The sequence below is a fragment of the Pseudomonas soli genome (assembly GCF_021283165.2).
Taxonomy (GTDB): domain Bacteria; phylum Pseudomonadota; class Gammaproteobacteria; order Pseudomonadales; family Pseudomonadaceae; genus Aquipseudomonas; species Aquipseudomonas soli.
This window is the reverse complement of the sequence record NZ_CP128543.1, coordinates 2,066,793-2,092,598: the sequence shown is the minus strand read 5'-3', so window position 1 is coordinate 2,092,598 and position 25,806 is coordinate 2,066,793. Positions and strand designations below refer to the sequence as shown.

Here is a 25,806-nt window from a genome sequence, read left to right as displayed (position 1 = left end):
TCAGTTGAAGAAGCGCTGGCCGTTCTTGGCCATTTCGCGCAGCTTCGCAGTGGGGTGGTACAGCGGCCCCAGGTCGGCGTACTTGTCGGCCAGTGCGACGAACTCGGCGACCCCGATCGAATCGATGTAGCGCAGCGCACCACCACGGAAGGGAGGGAAACCGATGCCGTAGACCAGACCCATGTCGGCCTCGGCGGCGGTGGCGACGATACCGTCTTCCAGGCAGCGCACGGTCTCCAGGCACAGCGGCACCATCATCCAGTTGATGATGTCTTCATCAGTGACTTCACGCTGCTCGAAGATGACCGGCTTGAGCACGTCGAGCACGCTGGCATCGGCGACTTTCTTCGGCTTGCCGCGCTTGTCGGTCTCGTAGGCGTAGAAGCCCTTGCCATTCTTCTGACCCAGGCGGTTGGCTTCGTACAGGGCGTCGACGGCGGAGCGACGATCGTCCTTCATGCGGTCCGGGAAGCCTTCGGCCATCACGTCGCGGCCATGGTGGCCGGTGTCGATGCCGACCACGTCCATCAGGTAGGCCGGGCCCATCGGCCAGCCGAACTTTTCCATCACCTTGTCGATGCGCACGAAGTCGACGCCAGCGCTGACCAGCTTGGCGAAGCCGCCGAAGTACGGGAACAGCACGCGGTTGACCAAAAAGCCCGGGCAGTCGTTGACCACGATCGGGTTCTTGCCCATCTTCTTGGCGTAGGCCACGGTGGTGGCCACGGCCACGTCGCTGGACTTCTCGCCACGGATGACTTCCACCAGCGGCATCATGTGCACCGGGTTGAAGAAGTGCATGCCGACGAAGTTTTCCGGACGCTTGAGCGCCTTGGCCAGCAGGTTGATGGAGATGGTCGAGGTGTTGGAGGCGAGGATCGCATCCTCTTTCACCTGGCCTTCCACCTCGGCCAACACGGCTTGCTTGACCTTCGGGTTCTCGACCACGGCCTCGACGATGATGTCGACATTGCCGAAGTCACCGTAGGACAGGGTTGGGCGAATGGCGTTGAGGGCCTCGGCCATCTTGGCCGGAGTCAGGCGACCCTTCTCGACACGCTTGCCGAGCAGCTTGGAGGCCTCGTTCAGGCCCAGCTGGATGGCTTCCTCGCGGATATCCTTCATCAGGATCGGGGTGCCCTTGACCGCCGACTGGTAGGCGATGCCGCCACCCATGATACCGGCGCCGAGCACGGCAGCCTGTTTCACGTCGTGAGCAATCTCGTCGTGGGCCTTGGCCTTGCGCTTGAGCTCCTGGTCGTTCAGGAACAGGCCGATGAGGCTCTCGGCGACCGAAGTCTTGGCCAGCTTGGCGAAGCCTGCGGCCTCGACTTCCAGAGCCTTGTCACGGCCGAAGTTGGCGGCTTTCTGGATGGTCTTGATGGCCTCGACCGGCGCCGGATAGTTCGGACCGGCCTGGCCGGCAACGAAGCCCTTGGCAGTCTCGAAAGCCATCATCTGCTCGATGGCGTTGAGCTTGAGTTTTTCCAGCTTGGGCTGGCGCTTGGCCTTGTAGTCCAGCTCACCGCTGATGGCGCGCTTGACCAGGTCCAGGGCTCCGGCCTGCAGCAGCTCGGGGGCGACCACGGCATCGACGGCGCCGACTTTCAGGGCGTCCTCGGCGCGGTTTTCCTTGCCGGACGCAATCCACTCGATGGCGTTGTCCGAGCCGATCAGGCGCGGCAGGCGCACGGTGCCGCCAAAGCCTGGGTAGATACCCAGCTTGACTTCAGGCAGGCCGATCTTGGCACTGCTGGACATGACCCGGTAGTCTGCGGCCAGGCACATCTCCAGGCCGCCACCCAGGGCGATGCCGTTGATGGCGACCACGGTCGGCACCTGCAGGTCTTCGAAGTCACTGAAAATGCGATTGGCTTCCAGGTTGCCGGCGACCAGTTCGGCCTCGGGCAGCTTGAAGTTGTCGACGAACTCGGTGATGTCGGCGCCGACGATGAACACGTCCTTGCCACTGCTGACGATCACGCCCTTGACCGAGGCATCGGCCTTGATCACGTCCACGGCCTGACGCAGCTCGTTCAGAGTGAGACGGTTGAACTTGTTGACGGACTCACCCTTGAGGTCGAACTTCAGTTCGACGATGCCGCTTTCAAGAGCCTTAACCGTGATGGCTTTACCTTCGTAAATCATCAACTGATCTCCACGATATGGAAGCTGAACAGTACACGTCGATCGCTGGCAACAAGAGCCGGTTCTACCGGTCCCTCGCCCCAGGCACACCCGTCGACGCGCTAATCGGGATTCTGTAAGAGCCGTCTGACATACAAACGCTCAATTCATACGCCCGTTTGACTTGGGTGTGCACACATTCCCCGAAAAGAACCGCGTTGTCAAATACTCGCGAAGGCCGTGAAAACGCGACTTTCCAGTCATCTTCTACCCTCTGGGTACGAAACATGATGACAGTGATTGCCCTTCATTCATGTCAGCGATAGACCATCCCTGCCGGCACACGTGCTTTTTTTTAAACGCATCCACCCAGGACGGCTACACTGCGCCTGATTGAAAGTATTTCCGGCCTGCCTGGCCTTTTGCTTCACGCTCAAACGCAAAACGGCGCACCGGAGCATGCTTGCTCCGGTGCGCCGTTTTGCCTTCTGCGATTTCAGGCGAGGGTTTGGAGGACTTGGGCAATATCCTGCAAAACAGATTTATCGCCCCGCTCGCTCCAGTACAGAGCAATCATGCGACTGTCGGCCTCGACCTTGTAGACCGTTGCCGGGAGGCGGGCGAATGCCTCGGCCAGGCGCTGATCCTCGCAGGGCTCGCGCCACTGGTTCCACCACACGCCCGGGGTGATCTGCCAGTAGCACCAGCTGTCCGCGCGCCCCTTGCGCCGCGCCCGATGGTACTGCGGACAAGGGCTGGGCGGTTCGTTTTCCAGCCAGTGCGGCCACTGTTGCGGCGCCAACTGCATGGCCAGCCCCATGCGCCGCCCCTCCAGGCGCAGGCTCATCTGCTCGCTCTGTTTGCGCGAAGGGCGCAACCAGGCCAACGGGCTGAGAATCAGCGCAAGGATTGACACCACCAGCCATACCGTCATATCTGTAGACCTTATAAAGCGTTGCAAATGAGCGGGTTAGTCAGGTTTCACGGAAGATCCGCGCGAAAGCGACCATACTTCTACTATCGCGATTGTCAGGAGTACTGCACATGTCCTATGAACATCTTCTGGTCGCTGTCGACCTGACCGAAGAATGCGACCCGGTGATCAAGCGAGCCAAGGCCATCGCCCTGGCCAGCGGTGCCAAGGTCTCCCTGGTGCACATCGTCGAGCCCATGGCCATGGCCTTCGGCGGCGACGTGCCGATGGACCTGTCGCAATTGCAGCAGCAACAATTCGACCAGGCCAAGGAACGCATGGAGCGCCTGTACAACAAGTACCCGGATATCAATCGCGGCGATTCGCACCTGGTCTACGGCCAGCCGCGCCAGGAGATCCACCAGCTAGCCAAGGACCAGCATTGCGACCTGATCGTGGTCGGCAGCCATGGCCGCCACGGTCTGGCCCTGCTGCTGGGTTCCACCGCCAACGACGTGCTGCACGGCGCGCCGTGCGATGTATTGGCGGTGCGGTTGCAGAAGAAGGCCGAGTAATACTTTCATCGCGGGGCAACCCCGCTCCCACAAAGTCCGTCAAACAGGGCTGCGTGGGAGCGGGCTTGCCCCGCGATGGCTTCAGCCTTCCAGCTCGGCCCAGCGTTCCACCAGCACGTCCAGCTCGCCCTGCAGCTTCTCGATCTTGGCCAGCACCGCCGCAGTCTCGGCAATCGGCCGCTGATAGAAGCCCGCCGCACTCACTTCTTCCTGCGCCTCGGCCATTCGCTGCTCCAGCGCATCGATCTGCCCCGGCAGCATCTCCAGCTCACGCTGCAGCTTGTAGCTGAGCTTCTTCTTGCTGGCATCGGCCGCAGGCGCAGCGGCAACAACAGGCGCCACCTCCTCCACCGGCGCCTGCACCACGGCGCTGTTGAGCTCGGACTTGCCGCCCTTGCTTTCGGTCACGCCGAGCAGCTTCGGCGAACCACCCTGGCGAATCCAGTCCTCGTAGCCGCCGACGTACTCGCGCACGCGCCCTTCACCTTCGAACACCAGGGTGCTGGTCACCACGTTGTCGAGGAAGGCCCGGTCGTGGCTGACCATCAGCACCGTGCCTTTGTAGTTGGACAGCACCTCTTCGAGCAACTCGAGGGTCTCGACGTCGAGGTCGTTGGTCGGTTCGTCCAGCACCAGCAGGTTGGCCGGTTTGCTGAACAGCTTGGCCAGCAGCAGGCGCGCGCGCTCGCCCCCGGACAGCGCCTTGACCGGCGTGCGCGCACGCTGCGGGCTGAACAGGAAATCGCCGAGGTAACTCAGCACATGACGGTTCTGGCCGTCGATCTCGATGAAATCGCGGCCTTCGGCCAGGTTGTCGATGACGGTCTTTTCCAGGTCCAGCTGATGGCGCATCTGGTCGAAGTAGGCCACTTCCAGCTTGGTGCCGCGCTCGACCTTGCCACTGGTGGGTTCCAGGTCGCCGAGCATCAGCTTGAGCAGGGTCGTCTTGCCGGTGCCGTTGGCACCCAGCAAGCCGATACGGTCCTGGCGCTGCAGCACCATGGAGAAATCCTTGACCAGCTTCGGCCCATTCTGGTGGGCGAAGCTGACGTCCTCCAGCACCATCACCTGCTTGCCGGACTTGTCCGCCACTTCGATCTGGATATTGGCCTTGCCCTGGCGTTCGCGGCGCTCACCACGCTCCACGCGCAGCGCCTTGAGCGCGCGCACGCGGCCTTCGTTGCGGGTGCGTCGGGCCTTGATGCCCTGGCGGATCCACACTTCTTCCTGGGCCAGGCGCTTGTCGAACAGCGCGTTGGCAGTGGCCTCGGCTGCCAGCTCGGCCTCCTTGTGCACCAGGAAGCTGGCGTAGTCGCCGTTCCAGTCGATCAGCCCGCCACGGTCCAGCTCGAGGATCCGCGTGGCCAGGTTCTGCAGGAAGGAACGGTCGTGGGTGATGAACAACACCGCGCCGCCGAAACCTTTCAGGGCCTCTTCCAGCCAGGCGATGGCGCCGATGTCCAGGTGGTTGGTCGGTTCGTCCAGCAGCAGCAGGTCGGGCTCGGACACCAGCGCCTGGGCCAGCAGCACGCGCCGGCGCCAGCCGCCGGAGAGCTCGGCCAGGGTCTTGTCGGCCGGCAACTGCAGGCGGCTCAGGGTGCTTTCCACCACCTGCTGCAGGCGCCAGCCGTCACGGGCTTCGAGCTCATGCTGGACGTGCATGAGCTTTTCGAGATCCTCGTCACCGTGGATGTTCTGGCTCAGATGATGGAACTGCGCCAGCAACTCGCCGACGCCGTCAAGGCCAGCGGCTACCACATCGAATACGCTACGCTCGTCGGCCACCGGCAGCTCTTGCGGCAGCTCGCCAATCTTCAGGCCCGGGGCGCGCCAGATATCACCGTCATCGCCCTTCTGCTCGCCCTTGACCAGGCGCAGCATGCTCGACTTGCCCGTGCCGTTGCGGCCGATGATGCACACCCGCTCGCCACGGGCGATCTGCCAGGACACTTTGTCCAACAGCGGCATGGCGCCGAACGCGAGGGACACATCGCTGAATTTGAGCAGGGTCATGATCATCTCCAAAAACCGGGCGCGCATTCTACCTGACTTACCCCTTCAGGGCATCAAAAGCCCGTTGCCGCGACAGGGCGTCGGATAACAACTCGATACAAGCACAGCGCTTTCGCCGGCCACCGGCAAACGGCTAAGCTAAGCAGTAATACTCAACAGTGCTGGCTCCGCCGTCACTTTCCATGGTTCCACTGCCCGGACGTATCATGCGCAGCCGCCTGTTACAAATTGCTTCCTGCCTGTTGCTGACCACCCTCGCCGCGAGCGTCGCACAGGCCGCCGACATCACCCAGCAACGTCAATACTACGACGAGGCCAAGCGCGCCCTGGCCAAGGGCGACAAGGGCCCCTACCTGCGCTATGCGCAGGCGCTGCGCGATTACCCGCTCACGCCTTACCTCACCTACGACGAGCTGACTGCGCGCCTCAAGAGCGCCAGCAACGAAGAGATTGAGGGCTTCCTCAAGGCCCACGGCGACCTGCCCCAGGCCAACTGGATGAAACTGCGCTGGTTGCGCTGGCTGGCCGAGCGCGGTGAATGGAACACCTTCACCCGCTACTACGACCCCAAGCTCAACTTCACCGAACTGGATTGTCTCAACGGCCAGTATCAGCTCTCCCATGGCCTGCGCGCCGAAGGCTTCGCCAGCGCGGAAAAACTGTGGAACGTCGGCAAGTCCCAGCCCACAGCCTGCGACACCCTGTTCGCCATGTGGGCCGCCGAAGGTCAGTTGACCGAGGCCAAGCGCTGGCAGCGCGCCAAGCTTGCGGCACAGGCACGCAATTACGGCCTGGCCAACAACCTGGTAAAAACCCTCACAACGCTCGCCCCCCAGGGCAAACTCCTGCTGGACGTGGCGCAGAAACCTGAGCTACTCAACCAGCCTTCGCGCTTCACACCCGTCAACGAGGCGATGTCCGATGTGGTCAGCCTTGGCCTTCGCCGCCTGGCCCGACAGAACCCGGAGCAAGCCATGGCGCTGCTCGACGACTATGCCCAGCGCATGCACTTCTCCCGTGACGAGAAAGTCGCCATCGCCCGCGAGATTGGCCTGACCCTGGCCCGCCGCTACGACCCGCGCGCCCTGGACCTGATGACCCGCTACGACCCGGAACTGCGCGACAACACCGTCAGCGAATGGCGCCTGCGCCTGCTGCTGCGCCTTGGGCGCTGGGAAGAAGCCTACGAACTGACCAGGCGCCTGCCCCAGGACCTGGCCAGCAGCAACCGCTGGAAGTACTGGCAGGCGCGCAGCCTGGAGCTGGCCCAGCCCAACAATCCCCAGGTCCCGCTGCTGTACAAGAACGTCGCACGCGAGCGCGACTTCTACGGTTTCCTCGCCGCCGACCGGGCACAAACGCCCTATCAGCTGAACAACAAGCCGCTGGCACTGAGCCAGGCGGTGACCAACAAAGTCCGCAACACCCCTGGCATCCGTCGTGCACTGGAGTTCCACGCCCGTGGCCAGATCGTCGAAGGGCGCCGCGAGTGGTATCACGTCAGCCGCCACTTCAACCGTGACGAAATGGTCGCCCAAGCCCGGCTGGCCTACGACATGCGCTGGTACTTCCCAGCCATCCGCACCATCAGCCAGGCCCAGTACTGGGACGACCTGGACATTCGCTTCCCCATGGCCCACCGCGACACCCTGGTACGCGAGGCCAAGGTTCGCGGCCTGCATTCGAGCTGGGTGTTCGCCATCACCCGCCAGGAGAGCGCCTTCATGGAAGACGCCCGCTCCAGTGTCGGTGCCAGCGGCTTGATGCAGTTGATGCCGGGCACCGCCAAGGAAACCGCACGCAAGTTCAGCATCCCGCTGGCTTCGCCGGCGCAGGTGTTCAATCCGGACAAGAACATCCAGCTTGGCGCCGCCTACCTGAGCCAGGTACACAGCCAGTTCAACGGTAACCGCGTGCTCGCCTCGGCCGCCTATAACGCCGGTCCCGGGCGTGTACGCCAATGGCTCAAGGGCGCCAAGCACCTGAGCTTCGATGTGTGGGTCGAATCGATTCCGTTCGACGAGACGCGCCAATACGTGCAGAACGTGCTGTCGTATTCGGTCATCTACGGGCAGAAGCTCAATTCACCGCAGCCGCTGGTGGATTGGCATGAGCGGTATTTCGACGATATGTGATCGGAATGCCATCACCCCGCTCCCACGCTAACGTGGGAGCGGCGGTGCGCCGATGCGACTTGCCCCGCGATGGCGCTACTCGAGGACCTCAACCGCCATCCCCACCTTAAGCTCTCCCTCGCCATCCACCGCCAGGTTCTGGCCAAACAGCACATCGCCTTCCTTCTCGCGGAACGTCTTGAGCGTGGTCAACGGCTCACGGTCCGGGCTGCGTTCGCCTGTGGCAGGATCGAGGGTGGTGAGGATGCAGCGCACGCTCGGCTTGAGCACGCGGAAGGTCATGTCGCCAATACGGATGCGCTTCCAGCAGTCCTCGGCAAAGGCCTCGGCCCCCTCGACCACTAGGTTCGGGCGAAACCGCAGCATGTCCATGGGGCGCCCCACCCGACGGCTCAACTCATCCAGCGAGGCCTGGCCGATCAGCAGCAGTGGAAAACCATCGGGAAAGGCTGCCCGGTCACTGTTGAGGCCGTAGCCGCTGGGCAAGTAGCGGGCCCGCTGCTCGGGGCAGTACACCAGCCTTACCGCCTTGCCCAGAAGCTCGCTGAGCCAGGCCGCGGCGGCATCGCCAGCATCGGGCACGCGCAAGGTGTCGCGCCAGATGGTGATACCGCGCAGGGCCTCGTCGGCGGGCGGTACCGGCACCTCCAAGGGCGTCTGCCCCGGCGTCTGAAGCAGCAGTTGACCCTGCTCGCCGTAACTGGCGCCAACCTGCCCCAGCCGGGGCCAGGCGCGCTGGGTCAGGAAGCGGCCGTTTTCCTGCTCCACCACCAGCCAGCGCCGGTCACCGTCCAGGCCCAAGTTGCCGACAGCGGACGCCTGCAGGCACTGGGCCCGAGCCGATTTTACCGGGTACCGATACAATGCACTGAGAAACATCCCTGCCACCTTGCGCCAGTCGAAACACCAAGCTTATACCGGACCGGTGCCGTCGTTACACCGTGGCTTTGTCCAGGCTCAGGCGTTGACGCACCACATCCACCAGGCGATCGGGTTGGAACTTGGAAAGGAAGTTGTCGCAACCGACCTTCTTGACCATGGACTCGTTGAAGCTACCCGACAGCGATGTGTGCAGCACCACATAGAGACCCCGCAGGCGCGGATCGTTACGGATTTCGGTGGTCAGCCGGTAACCATCCATCTCGGGCATCTCGGCGTCGGTGAAGACCATCAGCAGCTTCTCGCAGACATCCTCCCCGGCATCGGCCCAGCCCTTGAGCAGGCGCAGCGCCTTCAGACCGTCGCTGGCCACGTGCAGCTTCACTCCCAGTTGCGAAAGGGTATCGCGCAATTGCGCCAAGGCCACGGTGGAGTCGTCCACCAGCAGCACCTCGCGACCGCGGGCGCGGGCCAGCACCGGATCTTCGAGTTTGTCGCGGGAGACCTTGGCGTTGTAGGGCACGATTTCGGCCAGCACTTTCTCCACATCGATGACCTCGACCAACTGCTCGTCGACCTTGGTGATTGCCGTGAGGTAGTGCTGGCGGCCAGCACTGGCCGGCGGCGGCATGATGGCTTCCCAGTTCATGTTGACGATACGATCCACACCCCCCACCAGGAACGCCTGCACCGAGCGGTTGTACTCGGTGACGATGATGGTACTGTTCGGCCCCGGCTGCAGCGGGCGCATGCCGATCGCCTGGGACAGGTCAATCACCGGCAGCGTCTGGCCGCGCAGGTTGACCACGCCACAGACGAAGGAATGGCGCTGCGGCATGAGGGTCAGCTTGGGCAGTTGCAGCACCTCCTGGACCTTGAACACGTTGATGGCGAACAACTGCCGGCCAGCCAGCCGGAACATGAGGATTTCCAGGCGGTTCTCACCCACCAGTTGCGTGCGTTGGTCTACCGTGTCGAGAATGCCAGCCATTGGAAGCCCCCAGGCGTGAGTCGGGAAAAAGTGAATGCATCCCCCTGTATCGGCGGACAAGGGCACAGCTTGACCCCTGATGGAAAAAGCCATGCGGGGTGATTGATATCACTTTACCATCATGCTTTACTGCTGCCACATCCTGCCACCTCCGTCGTTCGCAACGAACGATCAGCCTGAAACCTCATCAGGGAAACCCTTAGTGGCAATCGGGTGCAACCTGATGTTCGCAATATCCATTAGCCATTAATGTGACGCCATTCTCACTGCATGAACGGAGTCAGGCTTTTGCGAGCGATCATCTTGGTACGGCAATCCCCGAGGGTGGGGAGCCATGATGGATAGCACTCCACTGCACACCACCGCCGTGGCGGCCTTTCTGCAGGATGCACAGGTCCTGCTGGCCAGGTCCCAGGAATGCCTGCAGCACCTGGAGTTGATCAGCAACGATCCTGATGCCTGCCAGAGCCTCAACGCGGCACTCGACACCCTGGCCCGGCGCGCCGATACCCTTGACCTGCACGAGGTGGCTCACTATGCGTTCACCTTGCAACAGCTGCTCGCGCCCGCATGTGCCCAGCAGCATCTGAGCGGCGACAGCCTGCCAGTGCTCGCCGCTTGCCTGACCCTGCTCGACTGGCAATTGGAGCTGCTCGATCCGCAGACCGGCCAGCTGGACATGGACACCGAGGAACAACAACTGCTATTAAGCGAGCTGGCCACCGCCTTGGGGCAGCCGTCCACGCAGCTGTGCACGGATTGCCGACAGACCGGCGCGCCCTGCGCTCATCCCCATCTGGATCAGGACCTCAGTGCGCCCACCCGAGCGCACTAACCGAGCTTTCGAGCTACAACTAACTCGCCCTGAAATGAACTTGGCAAAGTGCGCACAAGTTTTTTCAAATGTTTTCATCAGCGTGAATCGTTAGTTACTCAATGTACGATGGAAACATAATTTAATAATGGCACTCTGCTAGCCAAGCCCTTGTCCGCCAGGTCCGCCACAGCCCGGAAAATACGAGGTTTCAAGCAGTTATCCCCCGCGACCAAATTCAACCAAAGTGATAACATGCGCGCATTCGAACATGCGCGCCCAGGTTATCGGTGATTGGATCCGCACCTGAACTTGGACGAAGGTGGGCGGTAATACCTCTTTCAGACGTGTGCAACGCCCCTAACCGCTATAACACAGTGGCTTCCGTACCTATGCCTCCACGCTTGAAGTTTCTCCAGCATTGCCGCCCCAGAGCTGCCCTGCTCCGCTGGACGACTGCCCTGCTGTGCGTTACTTCCCTGGGAGCGAACCTGGTGGCGTACCTGCGCACCCTCCCCCTGTCGGCCAGCCTGCTACTGCTCCAGTTACTGGCGATGATCGGCATAGGTTGGCACCTGCGCCACTGGGCGCGCTCGATCAGCCTGCGCCCCGCCGAGCTGGCCACACGCATGCTCAAGGTTCAGGAAAGCGAGCGCCAGAGACTGAGCCGCGAACTGCACGACGACATTGGCCAACTCTTGACCGCAGCCAAGCTCCAGGTTGACTGGTTGCAACGCCGGGTACCGCCCGAACTGCAAGAGCAGTGCACCGCCCTGCGCAGCACGCTGGACCTGACCTTGAGCAACGTGCGCGATGTTTCCACAATCCTCAACCCGCGCCAGTTGGCCAGCCTGGGGCTGGAGGCGAGCCTGCGCGCGCACCTGCTACGGACCCTTGAAAACACCGAGGTGCACTGGAGCCTTGAATGCCACCAACGCCTGGGCGGCATCAGCGAGGAAGTCACCATGGCGGCTTTTCGCATCACTCAGGAAGCGGTCACCAACATGCTCCGCCACGCACATGCTCGCAACCTGGTGGTCCGCCTGCAGCGCACCTCGGCAGGTCTGGCCCTGTCGATCCAAGATGACGGCGGCGGTTTCATACCAGCGCAGGCCCCCGCGCAGAGCGGCCTGCGCGGCATGGCTGGCATGCAGGAACGGGTGACAGCACTGCAGGGCAGTCTCACCATCACCAGCCAACCTGGCCAGGGCACCCGGATCGACGCACTTTTCCCATGGCCACCCCGCAACCAAGAACGCGCCAGGACTCCTGCTACCGATGACCTGTAATCTCTTGCTGGTGGACGACCACTCCCTGATTCGCGCTGGTGTCAGGGCATTGGTATCGGACATTCCCGGCTATACCGTGATCGGCGAAGCCGATGACGGCGGACAACTCCTTGAGCAGGTCTTGCGCCTGGCGCCGGACATTGTCCTGCTGGATATTTCCATGCGCTCGACCAGTGGCCTGGACGCGCTAACGCAGCTACGCGCAAACGGTTGCACCTGCAAAGTCCTGATCCTGTCGATGCACACCGACCCGGAACTGATCATGCGCGCACTGGAAAGCGGCGCCCATGGCTACCTGCTCAAGGACACCACAGCCACCGAACTGGAACAGGCGCTGACTGCCCTGCGCAACGACGAACGCTACCTCAGTCCGGCCATCGCCCACACCGTGATCAACCAGGCGCTGCTGCGCGCCCAGAACGGCCGCCAGCCGAGCAACGACGGCCACAACCTGACCGCGCGTCAGCTGGAGATCCTGCGCTTGATCGTGCGCGGCAAATCGACCCGGGAGATCGCAAGCGGTCTGGGCCTGTCGATAAAGACCGTGGAAACCCACCGTTCGCAGATCATGAAGCGCTTGCAGATCTACGACGTAGCAGGCCTGGTGCTGTTCGCAGTGCGCGAAAAAATCATCAGCCTGGATGACTGAGCAACGGTGAATCCTTGGGCAAGTGCACACGCAACGCCCCTGGCAGCGCTTCAAAACGCAAGCTTGCCGCTTGCAGGGGCTCACCGTCGAGGTTCATGTCCAGCCCTTGGGCGCCCTTGATCTCCACCCACGGCAAACGGGCGCGCACAAACAACCCCTCACCAGCCAGCAGCTCGCGCAGGGCTCCAGCCATTTCCTGCGGCGCCGGCAGGATACCGACGTCCAGCAGGCCATCATCCACACTGGCCTCGGGGCACAATACGTGCCCGCCACCGGCCTGGCGACCGTTGCCGATCCCCAGCGCCAGCAACTCCCCCTGCCACTGGAACCCAGGCCCCTGCAGCTCCACCGAGGCCGCCTGCAGCTCACTGAAACGCGACAGCCCGGTGAACAGGTAGGCCGCAGCACCCAGCACTTTCTTCAGGTCTTCGGAGGTATTGGCGGTGACCTGGGTGCCGAATCCACCGGTCGCCATGTTCAGGAAAAGCTGGTCGCCCACCCGCCCCAAGTCGATCGCACGCGCCGGCACCTCCAGTAGGTCCAGGGCCGCTTGCGGTTCAAGGGGGACTCCCGCCGCCTTGGCGAAGTCGTTGGCCGTACCCAACGGCAACAGCGCCAGGCTGGCCTGGGTGGCCGCCAGCCCCATGGCTTCGGCCACGTCGCGCAATGTGCCATCCCCGCCGCCGGCCACCACGTGAGCATAGCCCTCCGCCAGTGCTTCCCCGACCAGGCGCTGGGCATCACCGCCCTCCCAGGTCAGGCGCACATCCAACTCCCAGCCACGCTCCCGCAGCTGGCCCACCGCGGCCCGCACGTCCTCGTTGGTGGCCTGCTTGCCATGCAGGATCAGCAATGCCTTGCGCTCGCTCATGTTGCCCTCCCGGAAAAATGCACAGAAATGCCCTACTGCAATCTCGACCATGAACGCACACGGATTGCTGCATGCCCCGTCCAAAAACCGCCGTTTCCCGTAATTGCCATTGAAAGCCGCTCGCGACAGGCGCATCATTCGACAAATATTTGGCCTTCATGGAAGATGCCGCCCAAAAAAGTCATTTTATTGACTTTGCGCCGCCAGACGCCTGACAGGTCGTGATTTCCTTGCATTGCGCTGCCCCGCAGCGCCCCGATTCGAGGCTGTGACTATGAGCGTTCTGATCCCTTGCATCATCGCTGGCGGCGCCGGCACCCGATTGTGGCCGGTCTCGCGCGAAGCGATGCCCAAGCCGTTCATGCGTCTTCCCGACGGCATGAGCCTGCTGCAGAAGACCTTCAACCGCGCCAGCAACCTGCCTGGGGTCGAGCGCGTGCTCACGGTGACCAACCGTGAGGTGGTATTCCGCACCCAGGACGAATATCGCCAGGTTGGCACCCAACGCGTAGCCCACGATTTCATTCTCGAGCCAATGGGCCGTAACACCGCCCCCGCCATCGCTGCTGCAGCGCTGCACTGCGCCGAACAGTACGGCGAGGATTGCCTGCTGCTGGTAATGCCTGCCGACCACCTGATCCAGGACCAGGAGGCTTTCCAAGCCGCTGTGTGCCAGGCCATGGCGCTCGCCGGGCAAGGCTGGCTGGCCACCTTCGGCCTGTTGCCGACCCGCGCCGAAACCGGCTTCGGCTATATCGAACAAGGCCAGACGCTGGCAGCCGGCGCTTTTCGGGTCGCCCGCTTCGTTGAAAAGCCTGACGCCGAGACCGCCCAGGGCTACCTCGAAGGTGGCCGACACCTGTGGAATGCCGGCATGTTCTGCCTGCGCGTCGGCACCGTACTGCAGGAACTGCAGACGCATGCCCCCGAAGTCCTGCACAGCGTGACCCGCTGCCTGGAACACAGCCAGGTCAAGGAGGGACCGTCCGGCCTGCAAGTGGAACTCGATCCCGAATGCTTCGCCCTGACACCCGACATCTCCATCGACTACGCCCTGATGGAACAATCCGCCCAGGTGGCGGTGGTGCCATGTGACATCGGCTGGAGCGACATCGGCTGCTGGGAGGCGGTGCGTGAACTGCGCCCGACCGATGACCAGGGCAACCATTGCAACGGTGAAACCGTACTGCATGATGTCAGCAACTGCTACATCGACTCGCCACGACGCCTGGTCGGCGCGGTCGGCTTGGACAATCTGATCGTCATCGATACCCCCGACGCACTGCTGATCGCCGATGCCGCGCGCAGCCAGGAAGTCAAGGTGATTGCCCAGCAGCTCAAGCATCAGGGCCATGACGCCTACCGACTGCACCGCACCGTAACCCGCCCCTGGGGCCTGTACACCGTGCTCGAGGAGGGCCCGCGGTTCAAGATCAAGCGCATCATGGTGCGCCCGGGTGAATCGCTGTCACTGCAGATGCACCATCATCGCAGCGAGCACTGGATCGTCGTCAGCGGCATGGCCTGCGTGACCAATGGCGAGGAGGAGTTCTTGCTCGACACCAACGAATCCACCTTCATCAAGCCTGGGCGCAGCCACCGCCTGACCAACCCCGGTGTCATCGACCTGGTGATGATCGAGGTACAAAGCGGCGAATACCTGGGCGAAGACGACATCGTACGCTTTACTGATATCTATGGACGCGCCCCGGCGGCGGCAGCACCTGCCTGACTGCCAGAGGGCGCGTTTTTGCCATCCAGGGCCGGCAACCGGCCAACCGCGAGGATTCAGGCTCATGCGCATACTCTGGACCCTGCCCTACCTGCCCTGGCCCACCACCAGTGGCAGCAAGACCCGGCAGTACCACCTGCTGCGCACCCTGGCGCAGCATGGCCACCGGATCACCTTGCTGGTGCAGTCCAAGATCCCCTTGAGCGATAGCGCGCGTGAAGCCCTGGAACCCTTGGTGGAACGCCTGATCGTACTGCCCAGGCGAGCACTGAACAGCCCAATGAACCTGTTCGCCTCACCCATAATCGACTACCCCATGCGGGTCATCATCAATGGTTTGGCGCCTTGTCTGCGACACCAGTTCGAACAACTGCTGGACGAACCCTGGGATGTGATCCAGATCGAGCACAGCTACAGCTTCCAGCCGTTCGAGAGGGCCCTGCAGGCCAGGGGCCTGCCGTACATGCTCAGTGAGCATTACCTGGAGTCGGTGATGGGTGCCGCCTGCCATGACCGCCTGCCGTTGTGGTTGCGTCCGCTGAACGCCTTCGACCGCTGGCGCTATCGGCGCTGGGAACAACGGGTACTGCGCCAACCCAGCGAGGTGGTGGCGGTCAGCGCTCACGATGCCGAACTGATCGGCCAGATCAGCGGCCGCCCGGTAAATGTGGTGGTCAATGGCGTGGACTGCGACCACTACCAGGACGTATGTCCTACCCCACATAGCCAACGCCTGCTGTTTGTCGGCAACTTCGAGTACGGCGCCAACCTGGAAGCGATCGAGTGGGCGCTGGAAGAAATCCTGCCCCAGGTATGGATGAGCAACCCGGCGGTACGCCTGGCCATTGCCGGGCACGCATTGCCGGCCAGCTGGAAGCTGCACTGGAACGACCCACGCATCGAGTGGGTAGGTTACCGTCCCGACCTGCGTGAGCTGCAGCGCCGCTCGGCGCTGTTCTTCGCCCCCCTGCGCCATGCTGGAGGCTCCAAGGTGAAGATCCTTGAGGCCCTGGCTGCCGGGCTACCGGTCATCACCACCAGCAAGGGCGCCTCGGGTTTGGCCATGAACAACGGCGAGCACTACCTGGGTAGCGACGACAGCGGCCAACTGGCTCTGTTGATCACCCAACTGCTCAATCAGCCTTGGCGCATGGGCCAGCTAAGCGTCGCCGGGCGTCAGTTTGCCCGTCAACGTCATGACTGGAGCGTCGCCGCCCAGCAGTTGGAGAACGTGCACATGCGCCTGACCCAGTTGGCACCGGCAGGCGCAGGCGCCAACGGCGGTGTGCTAGCCAAGTAGCTCACTGAACGGGATGAACGTTACCGCATCGCCCTGCCTGGGCGTGCTGCCCTCCAGCACCTCCACCACCCCGTCGGCCCAGGCCGCGCTACGCAGCACACCAGAACTCTGGTTCTTGTAGATGCGTACAAGACCGTCCTCGATGCGCGCGCGCAGGTACTCGCGGCGGGATCCGGCCTTGGGCCAGTCGAAGCCCGCCGGCACGCTGAACCGCAAGGGCGCGACGTTGCCCACGCCCAGCCGGCGGAGCAGGTAGGGCCGCGCCAGCAGGCCGAAGGTCACCAACGTCGAGGCTGGGTTGCCCGGCAAGCCGATAACCGGCACCCCTTGGTAATGGCCGAAGGTCAGCGGCTTGCCTGGTTTGATCGCCAGCTTCCACAGCGCCAGCTCGCCCGCTTCGCGCAGGGCCAGGCCAAGAAAATCTGCCTCGCCCACCGACACACCGCCAGTGGAGAGGATCAGGTCGACGCTCCCCAACTCGGCCAGGGACTGACGGGTGCGCGCAAGATCATCGGGCAGGATCCCGGCGTCGACCACCTCGCAGCCGAGGCGTTGCAGCCAGCTGACCAGCAAGCGCCGGTTGCTGTTGTAGATCTGCCCAGGCCCCAGTGGCAAACCCGGCTCGACCAGTTCATCGCCGGTTGAAAGCACCGCGACCCGTGGTTGGCGGCGCACTTCAAGTGTACCGTAGCCCAGGGTCGCGGCCAGCCCGAGCTCGATCGGCCCCAACCGCGTGCCGGCGCTCATGACCTGTTCGCCGACACGGGTTTCCTGGCCCTTGGGGCGAACGTTCTGGGCCAGTGACAGGCTTTCGAGGAAGCGCACTCGCCCATCCGCGAGCACCTCGGTGTTTTCCTGCATCTCGACGCAATCGGCGCCTTCCGGTAGTGGCGCGCCGGTGAAGATTCGCGCGCAGGTGCCCGGCTCCAGCGGCTCCGGCGCATGCCCTGCGAAGATGCGCTGGGTCACCCGCAGCGGCTCGCCCTGCCAGTCGGCCAGGCGCAGGGCGTAGCCGTCCATGGCACTGTTGGGCCACGGCGGAAGGTCGAGGCCGGCCACCAGTTCATGGGCCAGGACCCGCCCTTCGGCTTCGGCCAGCGCGAGGTGTTCGGTCTCGGCGATGGGCGCCTTCTCGGCCAGCGCCAGCAGCCGCTCCAAGGCCTCTTCCACCGGCATCAACGGCCGGGCCACCTCAACCACGGCTGTCACAGGCCGCTGCCTGCTTCAGGTGCGGCACGAAGTTGCACGGCCGGTGACGGGCATCCAGCTGCTCGGCGAGGATGCCGTCCCAACCGGTGCGCACGGCATTGGTCGAGCCCGGCAGGCAGCAGACCAGGGTGCCGTTGGCAAGGCCTGCCAGGGCACGGGACTGCACGGTGGAGGTGCCGATGTCGGCCACCGAGATCTGCCGGAACAGCTCGCCAAAACCCTCGACCTGCTTGTCCAGCAGGCACGCCACGGCCTCCGGGGTGCTGTCGCGCCCGGTAAAGCCAGTGCCGCCGGTGATCAGCACCACCTGCACATTATCATCGGCGATCCAGGTCGCGACCTGGGCGCGGATCTTGTACAGATCGTCCTTGAGCAGCACGCGCTCGGCCAGGTGATGGCCAGCGGCGCCGAGGCGATCGACGAACAGCTGGCCGGAGGTGTCGGTATCGAAGGTACGGGTGTCGCTGACCGTCAGCACGGCGATATTCAGCGCTACGAAAGGGGTATCTGCCTTGGCTTTCATGGGAGTCCGTCGCGGGGGAACAGGGAATGTGCGCTGTTATATCACAGGCCACGGCGCCCAGACCGCGACGTTGTTCTTGGTCAATGCCGGTGCGATGGCGCTATGCTGCACTGTGCAAGGAACTTGCGTGGACGCCCTGCGTCTTAATGACATCTAGCACCATCGCACTGGAGAAACACGATGATCCAACGGACCCTTCCCGCCTTCCTGCTTGCCCTGGGCCTGGGCGCCCTCGCCGGCTGCGCCTCGCCAACCGTCATCACCCTGAACGACGGCCGCGAGATCCAGGCGGTGGACACCCCGTCGTATGACGACGACTCCGGCTTCTACGAATTCGAACAGCTCGACGGCAAGCGCACGCGCATCAACAAAGACCAGATCCGTACCGTCAAGGAGCTGTGATCCAGCCCTGCGTTTTTGGCGCAACTCCTTTTTGCAACAAGGGGTTGCGTTGAAAAAATCGATGCAGTAGGATTTCGGACATCGGAGTGTAGCGCAGCCAGGTAGCGCGTCTCGTTCGGGACGAGAAGGCCGCAGGTTCGAATCCTGTCTCTCCGACCAAAACCTGCAAAAAACCCGCCTTGCGCGGGTTTTTTGTTGCCTGCGAAAAGGCAAATCACCGGTGGGAGCAGGCCAGCCTACTCCCACGCTTGTGCGCTTACTCCGGCAACACCGGCACATGCAGCAGCTGCAAGCGCGCACTGCTCCATTCGCGGGTCTTGTTGGTCAACTCAAGGTCGTTGTTCAGCTTCTGGCCGTAGGTCGGCACGATTTCCTTGAGCTTGGCCTGCCACTCGGCGCTCTTGATCCGATCCTTGAAGGTCTTCTCCAGCACGGTCAGCATGATCGGCGCGGCGGTCGAGGCACCGGGGGACGCACCCAGCAGCGCGGCGATGCTGCCATCCTCGGCGGCCACCACTTCGGTACCGAACTGCAGCACGCCACCGTGCTCGGGATCCTTCTTGATCACCTGCACGCGCTGGCCGGCCTGGAGCAGTTGCCAGTCTTCGTTCTTGGCGTTGGGGAAGTATTCGCGCAGGGCCGCCATGCGGTCGTCGAAGCTGAGCATCAGCTGGCCCATCAGGTAGGTGCTCAGGTCGATGTTGTCGATGCCGGCATGCATCATCGGGCTGATGTTGTGGGTGGTCAGCGAACTGAACATGTCCAGCAACGAGCCGTACTTGAGGTACTTGGTGGAGAAGGTCGCGAACGGGCCGAACAACAGCACCTCCTTGCCATCGATCACCCGGGTGTCCAGATGCGGCACCGACATCGGCGGCGCGCCGACCGAGGCCTTGCCGTACAGCTTGGCCTTGTGGCGGGCGACCAGGTCGGCATTGTCGGTCATCAGGAACTGGCCACCGACCGGGAAGCCGGCATAGCTCTCGGCCTCCGGGATGCCGGACTTCTGCAACAGCTTGAGCGCGCCGCCACCGGCGCCGATGAAGACGAACTTGGCTTTGACCGCAGTCTCCTTGCCACCTTTGGCCAGGTCGGCCACCACCACGTTCCAGCTGCCGTCGTCGTTGCGCACGATATCGCGCACTTCATGGCTCAGGTGCAGTTGCACGTTCGAGTTGCGGGTCATGGCGGCGAACAGCTGGCGGGTGATCTCGCCGAAGTTCACGTCGGTACCGATGCCCATCCGGGTCGCGGCCACCTTCTGCCCGGGGTCACGGCCTTCCATCACCAGCGGCACCCACTGGCGGATCTGCTCGTGGTCCTCGGTGATCTCCATGCCGCGGAACAGTGAGCTGTGTTGCAAGGCCTCGACGCGCTTGTGCAGGAAGGCGACGTTCTCGTCACCCCAGACGAAGCTCATGTGCGCCACGTTGTTGATGAACGAACGCGGGTTGCTCAGCACGCCCTGCTCGACCTGGTAGGCCCAGAACTGCTTGGACACCTCGAACTGTTCGTTGACATTGACCGCCTTGCTGATGTCGATGCTGCCGTCCTTGCCGACGCTGGTGTAATTCAGCTCACAGAACGCCGAGTGGCCGGTACCGGCATTGTTCCAGGCATTGGAACTCTCTTCGGCGACCTGGTCCATGCGCTCGTAGACGTCGACTTTCCAATTCGGTTCCAGTTCGGTGAGGTAGGTGCCGAGGCTTGCACTCATGATGCCGCCGCCGATCAGCAGGACATCGACGGACTTTTGTGGCTCCGCGGGCTTGGAGCAGCCGATGACGCTCAGGCACAGGAGCGTCAGCAGGATTCTTTTCATTAGCTCAATCCAATTGAAGTGAAGGATTGGCAGTCGTTGCCCCCGGTGTGCACGCCCGGTTGTTGTTGTGGTTGGCAGGAGTTTCGCGAAATCGGGGCACGATCGCCTCGGGCCTTGGCCCGGGGCGCCGTAAAGCAGGGAGTGTGCCAGCCCGGGCGGGGCCACGGCTGACGCCGCCCACAGCGTCCTCGGCCAACCAATGGATGGCGACAATCCGCCACAGGTAACTGATGCGACATGCGAATATGGCGGATTTCCCCACCCTCAAAAGCATCGCGGTGCAAGTCGCATCGGCGCACCGCAATGGCGATTCAAGCGGTCAATCGAGAAGTCACTTCGCCCAACTGACCCGACAGTCCATGCAGGCGCTGTCCGGCCTGCTCGGTTTGCTGCACCGCCTCCTGGTTGGCGGTGGCGATGCGGGTGATCTCGACCAGGTTGCGCGAGATATCCTCGGCGACGCTGGTCTGCTCCTCGGCTGCGGTAGCGATCTGCCGGTTCATGTCGCGTATCGCTTCAACTGCCGTGGTGATGCGCTGCAGCATCTGCCCGGCGTGCTGCACCTGCTCGGCGCCCTCCTCGCTGCGCTGCCGGCCACTTTCGATAGCCTTTACCGCCTCCACCGCACCCGACTGCACCGCCTCGATGATCTGGTGGATCTCGGCGATCGATGCCGCGGTGCGCTGGGCCAGGCTGCGTACCTCGTCGGCTACTACCGCGAAACCCCGCCCGGCCTCGCCAGCACGGGCGGCCTCGATGGCGGCGTTAAGCGCCAGCAGGTTGGTCTGTTCGGCGATGCCGCGAATCACTTCAAGCACCTTGCCGATGCGCGTGCTGTCGTTTTCCAGGTGGCGAATCACCGCTGCGGTGCCGGCGATCTCGCGGTTGACCACGGCAATGGTGTCGATGGTGCGCTGCATGACCTGCTCGCCCGCCTGGGCACTGTGGTCGGCCTCGTCCGCCGCGCGGGCGGCATCGGCGGCATGGCGGGCCACTTCCTGGGCGGTGGCGGACATCTCGTGCATGGCCGTGGCGACCTGGTCGGTACGCTGGAACTGATCATGGGTGCCATGGGCCATGTCGCTGGCGATACGGCTGAGCTGGCCGCTGGCGCTCTCCAGCTCCTCGGCGTTGTCCTTGAGCCGACCGACGGTGTCGGCAAGAAAATCACGCAGGGTGTTGGCCGCCAGCGCCAGGCGCCCGAGTTCATCCTCGCGACGGCTGTCGACCCGGGCGGCGAAACGCCCCTGGCTGAGCTGGGCGACGTAGTCGATCAACTGGCGGATTGGCTCGACCAGGCTGCGGTTGACCAACCACAGGCTGAACAGCCCGACCAGCACGGCCGAGGCCAGCATCACCAGAACGCCCAACCACACCGTTCGCTCGGCGCTGGCGCTGATGGCGTCGGCACGCCCGTGGGCATCGGCGCGCAGTTGCTCCACCAGAGCACTCATCTGGTCGCTGGTGGCGCGGTCCACGCCCTTGACCGCCAGGTCGCCGGCCACCGGGTCGCCACCGGCAGCCAGGAATGCCTGGCGCCCTTGCTCGTAGGCCGAACCCAGCTGGCGGTGGCTGGCCTTGAGCTGCTCCAGGCGCGCCTTGAGCGCCGGATCGCTGCTGTCGATCAATTGCCCCAGCAATTGCTGCACCTGCTGCTCGCGGGCCTGGAACTGCTGCCAGTACTTGTCCAGCTCCGCCGGTTGGCGACCACGCAGCAGCACGTTCTTCCATTCCTGCACCTGGATCTTGAACTGCAGGTTGGCTTCGTCGATCAGCTGCGAGGCACGCAACGGTCCGTCCACCAGCTCGGCGTAGCCGCGCACACTGGAGGACAGGAACTGGAAGCACACCAGGGCGATCAACAGGATCGCCACCAGGCTGCCACCGAGCAGGGAGAGAATTTGGACTCTGAGGGATTTACGCAAGATTGCGATCTCGGAACAAGGAAGAGGGAAACGACGCACGCCGGCACCGCCGACAGAGGCCTCCTTGTCCTCGTTCGCTGCCCCATCAACGCCGCCATCGTGGGATGGCAACCAGGGCAAGCACCTGCGCAACAGCCGAGGCAGATAGTCTCAGGCAATTGCTACAGATTTGTTACAGAACAGCGACAGCAAGACACTCAGCCCGAGTTGAATTGCAGTGCTGCCAGGCGGGCGTAGAGTGGGCTTTGCTCGATCAGTTGTCGATGGGTCCCGACGGCCGCCAGTCGGCCTTTGTCGATCACCGCGATACGGTCGGCATGCTGCACCGTCGCCAGGCGGTGGGCGATGACCAGAGTGGTGCGCCCGGCCATCAGTTGTGGCAATGCCTGCTGGATCAGATACTCGCTTTGTGCGTCCAGCGCGCTGGTGGCTTCATCCAGCAGCAGAATCGGCGCATCCACCAGCAGCGCCCGGGCGATCGCCAGGCGCTGGCGCTGACCACCGGACAAGCCCACGCCACCCTCGCCCAAGGGTGTCTGGTAGCCCTGGGGCAGCTGGATGATGAATTCATGGGCATGGGCACCGCGCGCAGCCGCCTCGACCTCGGCCAGGCTGGCCTCGGGCCGACCGTAGCGGATATTGGCCTCGACCGTGCCGCGAAACAGCGCCGGCTGCTGGGCTACCAGGGCAAACTGGCGACGCAGGTCGACAGGTGCCAGCCCGGTGATCGGCTGGCCATCGAGCAAAATCGCGCCACCTTGCGGGTCGTAGAACCGCAGCAGCAGGTCGAACAGGGTCGACTTGCCAGCCCCCGACGGGCCGACCAGCGCCAAAGTCTCGCCGGGGCGGATATGCAGGCTGAGGCCGTCGACGGCCGCCACTGCGGGCCGTGACGGGTAGGCGAAGCGCACCTCGCGCAGTTCGATGTCGCCACTGGTACGCCCGTGCGCCAACCCCACCGGCTGTGACGGCGCCAGGATCGCCGTCTGCGCCGCCAGCAGCTCGGCGATGCGCTCGGCGGCACCGGCGGCCCGTTGCAATTCGCCGATCACCTCGCTCAGGGTGCCGAAGGCGCTGCCGACGATCAGGCTGTAGAACACGAACGCGGCGAGCTCGCCACCCGAGATGCGCCCAGCGATCACATCCGTGCCACCCACCCAGAGCATTACCCCCACTGCGCCAAGCACCAGCACGATCACCAGGGTAATCAGCCAGGCACGCTGAGCGATACGCCGCCGCGCCACGTCGAACGCCGCCTCCACGGTGTCACCGAACAGTGCCTGGTCACGCGCCTGGTGGTTGTAGGCCTGCACCGTCTTGATCTGGCCAAGGGTCTCGGCGACATAGCTGCCCACATCGGCCACCCGGTCCTGGCTCTGCCGCGACAGGCTGCGCACGCGCCGGCCGAACAGGAGGATCGGCGCCAGCACCAGGGGCAGGGCCAGCACCACGATGCTGGTCAGCTTGGGGTTAGTGACGAACAGCAGGATCACCCCGCCGACCACCATCAGCGCATTGCGCAGGAACAGCGACAGCGACGAGCCGATGACGGACTGCAGCAGAGTGGTGTCGGCAGTCAGCCGCGACTGGATCTCCGAACTACGGTTGTCCTCGAAGAACCCCGGATGCAGCCAGACCAGGTGGTCGAACACTGCCCGGCGGATATCGGCCACGCAGCGCTCGCCGATCCACGACACCAGGTAGAAACGGGCGAAGGTCCCCACCGCCAGCGCCACCACCAGCAGCATGAAGAGGCCGATGGTCTGGTTGAGCTGGTGCGCCGAGCCGGTCATGAAGCCCTGGTCGACCAGCAGACGGATGCCCTGCCCCATGGACAAGGTAATGGCGGCGGTGACCACCAGCGCCAGCAAGGCCAGCAGCGCCTGGCGGCGGTAGGGCCGGACGAACTGCCAGCCCAGGTGCAGGGCCCGGCGCTGGCGAGAAGAGATTGGATCAGGCATGGCAAGGCCATTCGGCTGGGGGATAGCACAAGACTACCACTCGTCGGCCTTCTGCAACCCTGGGATTGTGTCGCCGTCCCATCATCGAGCGGGGCAGTAGTGACTATGCCCAATCGTTCTAACCCGGTACTGGAGCTTTGCCGCGCTTTCTGTTGGACTGATTTGGCAAGACGCCTAACAAGCTGTCACAGACCAGTCACGGCGAAGCATTACCTTGAGCTTGAACCTGAAAGAGGAGACAGGACATGAGCTTGCAGCACACCAATACGGCCACTACCCAGACGCGCCCGCAACCTCAGGTTTGCGGCTCGATCATCGATGCCCAAGGCCGCGAAGTCCCGATCACAGAACAGATGATCCAGAAAGCCTGCAAAGACCTGGAAGACAGTCGGGTAGAGAAAGTCCGCAAGGACTGACCCCCCTTGAATTGCGTGCAAACCCGGCGCCTGCGCCGGGTTTTTCTTTGTGTGCCCCAGCCTCAACTGCGGGTAAGGACTTGGCCCACGACCGCCATCACACCAGAACCGCCCCCAACGCGCTGACCACCTGCGCCAGTTGCGGCGCCTCCCCCCGCAGCCGTACGGCCAATCCCTCGATTTCACGGCGCACCGGATAATGCTTGCGCAGCAGGTCGAACGCGGCGCGTTGCTCGGCCGAGTCGTCGCTGAGGCTGCGACGAAAATCCGCATCGTCGCGACGCGGGTCGTACACCGCGCGGCACAGGGTGGCCAATGTCCACCCCGGCTCCGCGCTGGCGTCGAACTCGATCAGCGCCAAGCCCGTCGCCGGCAACAGGTCGGCCAGTCGCACCTGCTCGGGCAAGCCCTGCCAGCGGCAGAACGCCTGGTAGATCTGCGCCGTGCCACGCTGCTTGCCATCCAGGCTGTAACCGGCGATATGCGGCGTGGCCAGGGTGCACAGATCGGCCAGCGCCAGGTCCACCTGCGGCTCGCCCTCCCACACGTCGAGCACCGCATGCACGTCCTCGCGATCCAGCAGCAGTTCGCGCAGGGCCGCGTTGTCCACTACCGGTCCACGGCTGGCGTTGATGAGCCAGGCGCCGGCACGCAGGCGCGCCAGGCCAGGCTGGTCGAGCAGGTGCCAGGTCGGGTGCTCGCCGCCGCGTTGCAGCGGCGTGTGCAGGCTGATCACATCGCATTGTTCGAGGATCGTCTCGAGATCGACAAAGTCGCCGCCCTCGCTGGCCTGGCGCACCGGGTCGCACACCAGCACCTTCCAACCGAGACCGCGCAGCACCCGCACCAGCCGCCCGCCGACCTCACCCGCGCCGACCACGCCGTAGACGCGCTTGCCCAGGTCGGCCCCCTCGAGCTCGGCCAGGGTCAGCAGGCTGCCCAGCACGTAGTCCACCACGCCACGGGCGTTGCAGCCCGGCGCGCTGCTCCAGTTAATACCGGCTTCGGCGAAATGTTCGAGGTCGAGGTGATCGGTGCCGATGGTGCAGGTGCCGACAAAGCGTACCCGACTGCCCTCGAGCAGTTGCCGATCGACGCGAGTCACCGAGCGTACCAGCAGCACGTCGGCGTCCTTGACGCAGGCGGCGTCGATGGCCCGGCCGGGATAACGGCGGATTTCACCGAAACCGGCAAAGAAGGCATCGAGCAGCGGGATATTCTCGTCGGCAACTATCAGCATGGCGCTCTCCTGTCAGGGGA

21 protein-coding genes, 1 tRNA gene and 1 pseudogene are annotated in these 25,806 nt (G+C 63.7%); 10 read left to right on the top strand and 13 right to left on the bottom strand.

Annotated elements, in window-relative coordinates:
- On the bottom strand, positions 1–2,148 hold the full coding sequence (gene fadB, locus LU688_RS09740) for a fatty acid oxidation complex subunit alpha FadB (protein ID WP_038705744.1): 2,148 nt from the start codon (positions 2,146–2,148) through the stop codon (positions 1–3).
- Between the two features lie 475 nt (positions 2,149–2,623).
- Positions 2,624–3,061: a hypothetical protein gene (locus tag LU688_RS09735; RefSeq protein WP_038705743.1), complete on the bottom strand. Its 438-nt coding sequence runs from the start codon at positions 3,059–3,061 to the stop codon at positions 2,624–2,626.
- A 110-nt stretch (positions 3,062–3,171) separates the two neighbouring features.
- Here LU688_RS09735 and LU688_RS09730 point away from each other — a divergent pair, with 110 nt between their 5' ends.
- Positions 3,172–3,615 (top strand): universal stress protein, encoded by a 444-nt coding sequence (locus tag LU688_RS09730; RefSeq protein WP_023631394.1) that lies wholly within the window; start codon positions 3,172–3,174, stop codon positions 3,613–3,615.
- Positions 3,616–3,696: 81 nt separating this feature from the next.
- On the opposite strand, the gene LU688_RS09725 is transcribed toward LU688_RS09730, so the two are convergent.
- The gene (locus tag LU688_RS09725; RefSeq protein ID WP_038707471.1) at positions 3,697–5,628 is read right to left on the bottom strand and encodes an ATP-binding cassette domain-containing protein; all 1,932 of its coding nucleotides are present in this window, start codon (positions 5,626–5,628) and stop codon (positions 3,697–3,699) included.
- Between the two features lie 206 nt (positions 5,629–5,834).
- Between LU688_RS09725 and LU688_RS09720 the strand changes: the two genes are divergently transcribed.
- Positions 5,835–7,763, top strand: a complete 1,929-nt coding sequence (locus tag LU688_RS09720; RefSeq protein WP_038705742.1) for a transglycosylase SLT domain-containing protein — start codon at positions 5,835–5,837, stop codon at positions 7,761–7,763.
- 75 nt (positions 7,764–7,838) lie between these two features.
- Here the strand turns inward: LU688_RS09720 and LU688_RS09715 are convergent, their stop codons facing one another.
- Entirely contained in the window at positions 7,839–8,642 is an 804-nt protein-coding gene (locus tag LU688_RS09715; RefSeq protein ID WP_038705741.1) for an MOSC domain-containing protein, read from the bottom strand.
- 55 nt (positions 8,643–8,697) lie between these two features.
- Positions 8,698–9,633 carry a chemotaxis protein CheV gene (locus LU688_RS09710; protein ID WP_104444212.1) on the bottom strand — a complete coding sequence of 312 codons (936 nt, stop codon included), beginning with the start codon at positions 9,631–9,633 and terminating at the stop codon, positions 8,698–8,700.
- Positions 9,634–9,970: 337 nt separating this feature from the next.
- Here LU688_RS09710 and LU688_RS09705 point away from each other — a divergent pair, with 337 nt between their 5' ends.
- The 3 genes from LU688_RS09705 to LU688_RS09695 all read left to right on the top strand — a co-directional run bounded on the left by LU688_RS09705 (position 9,971) and on the right by LU688_RS09695 (position 12,385).
- Complete coding sequence (locus LU688_RS09705) at positions 9,971–10,468, top strand: hypothetical protein (RefSeq protein WP_031314870.1); 498 nt, start codon at positions 9,971–9,973, stop codon at positions 10,466–10,468.
- A gap of 371 nt (positions 10,469–10,839) precedes the next feature.
- On the top strand, positions 10,840–11,736 hold the full coding sequence (locus LU688_RS09700; protein ID WP_023629955.1) for a sensor histidine kinase: 897 nt from the start codon (positions 10,840–10,842) through the stop codon (positions 11,734–11,736).
- Positions 11,726–12,385, top strand: a complete 660-nt coding sequence (locus tag LU688_RS09695) for a response regulator (protein WP_023629954.1) — start codon at positions 11,726–11,728, stop codon at positions 12,383–12,385. Before LU688_RS09700 ends, LU688_RS09695 begins: the two co-directional genes overlap by 11 nt.
- Here LU688_RS09695 and yegS read toward each other — a convergent pair.
- Positions 12,369–13,256 (bottom strand): lipid kinase YegS, encoded by an 888-nt coding sequence (gene yegS, locus LU688_RS09690; RefSeq protein WP_104444213.1) that lies wholly within the window; start codon positions 13,254–13,256, stop codon positions 12,369–12,371. The two genes, LU688_RS09695 and yegS, sit on opposite strands and share 17 nt — an antisense overlap.
- 274 nt (positions 13,257–13,530) lie before the next feature.
- On the opposite strand from yegS, the gene LU688_RS09685 reads away from it, so the two are divergent.
- A complete protein-coding gene (locus tag LU688_RS09685; protein WP_160291363.1) occupies positions 13,531–14,988 on the top strand; it encodes a mannose-1-phosphate guanylyltransferase/mannose-6-phosphate isomerase in 1,458 nt (485 codons plus the stop codon).
- Between the two features lie 64 nt (positions 14,989–15,052).
- Positions 15,053–16,288, top strand: a complete 1,236-nt coding sequence (locus LU688_RS09680; protein ID WP_104444214.1) for a glycosyltransferase family 4 protein — start codon at positions 15,053–15,055, stop codon at positions 16,286–16,288.
- On the opposite strand, the gene LU688_RS09675 is transcribed toward LU688_RS09680, so the two are convergent.
- Together LU688_RS09675 and moaB are read right to left on the bottom strand one after the other, a co-directional pair.
- Positions 16,277–17,464 carry a molybdopterin molybdotransferase MoeA gene (locus tag LU688_RS09675; protein WP_094010752.1) on the bottom strand — a complete coding sequence of 396 codons (1,188 nt, stop codon included), beginning with the start codon at positions 17,462–17,464 and terminating at the stop codon, positions 16,277–16,279. The genes LU688_RS09680 and LU688_RS09675 overlap by 12 nt on opposite strands.
- A 16-nt stretch (positions 17,465–17,480) precedes the next feature.
- Positions 17,481–18,020 (bottom strand): molybdenum cofactor biosynthesis protein B, encoded by a 540-nt coding sequence (gene moaB, locus LU688_RS09670; RefSeq protein WP_038705737.1) that lies wholly within the window; start codon positions 18,018–18,020, stop codon positions 17,481–17,483.
- Between the two features lie 180 nt (positions 18,021–18,200).
- Between moaB and LU688_RS09665 the strand changes: the two genes are divergently transcribed.
- Both LU688_RS09665 and LU688_RS09660 read left to right on the top strand, forming a co-directional pair.
- On the top strand, positions 18,201–18,422 hold the full coding sequence (locus tag LU688_RS09665; RefSeq protein WP_023632528.1) for a YgdI/YgdR family lipoprotein: 222 nt from the start codon (positions 18,201–18,203) through the stop codon (positions 18,420–18,422).
- Positions 18,423–18,504: 82 nt separating this feature from the next.
- Positions 18,505–18,581: transfer RNA gene (locus LU688_RS09660), tRNA-Pro, on the top strand.
- A gap of 97 nt (positions 18,582–18,678) precedes the next feature.
- On the opposite strand, the gene mqo is transcribed toward LU688_RS09660, so the two are convergent.
- The 4 genes and pseudogenes from mqo to LU688_RS09645 all read right to left on the bottom strand — a co-directional run bounded on the left by mqo (position 18,679) and on the right by LU688_RS09645 (position 24,130).
- Complete coding sequence (mqo, locus tag LU688_RS09655; RefSeq protein ID WP_160291364.1) at positions 18,679–20,244, bottom strand: malate dehydrogenase (quinone); 1,566 nt, start codon at positions 20,242–20,244, stop codon at positions 18,679–18,681.
- Positions 20,245–20,555: 311 nt separating this feature from the next.
- Entirely contained in the window at positions 20,556–21,260 is a 705-nt protein-coding gene (locus LU688_RS27935; protein ID WP_434784947.1) for a methyl-accepting chemotaxis protein, read from the bottom strand.
- Between the two features lie 228 nt (positions 21,261–21,488).
- Positions 21,489–21,599, bottom strand: a pseudogene (locus LU688_RS27930) (hypothetical protein); the annotation flags it as partial.
- Between the two features lie 767 nt (positions 21,600–22,366).
- A complete protein-coding gene (locus LU688_RS09645) occupies positions 22,367–24,130 on the bottom strand; it encodes an ABC transporter transmembrane domain-containing protein (protein ID WP_094010562.1) in 1,764 nt (587 codons plus the stop codon).
- A gap of 245 nt (positions 24,131–24,375) precedes the next feature.
- On the opposite strand from LU688_RS09645, the gene LU688_RS09640 reads away from it, so the two are divergent.
- A complete protein-coding gene (locus LU688_RS09640; protein WP_023631968.1) occupies positions 24,376–24,546 on the top strand; it encodes a PA1571 family protein in 171 nt (56 codons plus the stop codon).
- 97 nt (positions 24,547–24,643) lie between these two features.
- On the opposite strand, the gene pdxB is transcribed toward LU688_RS09640, so the two are convergent.
- Entirely contained in the window at positions 24,644–25,786 is a 1,143-nt protein-coding gene (gene pdxB, locus LU688_RS09635) for a 4-phosphoerythronate dehydrogenase PdxB (RefSeq protein WP_094010563.1), read from the bottom strand.
- Positions 25,787–25,806 lie beyond the last annotated feature (20 nt).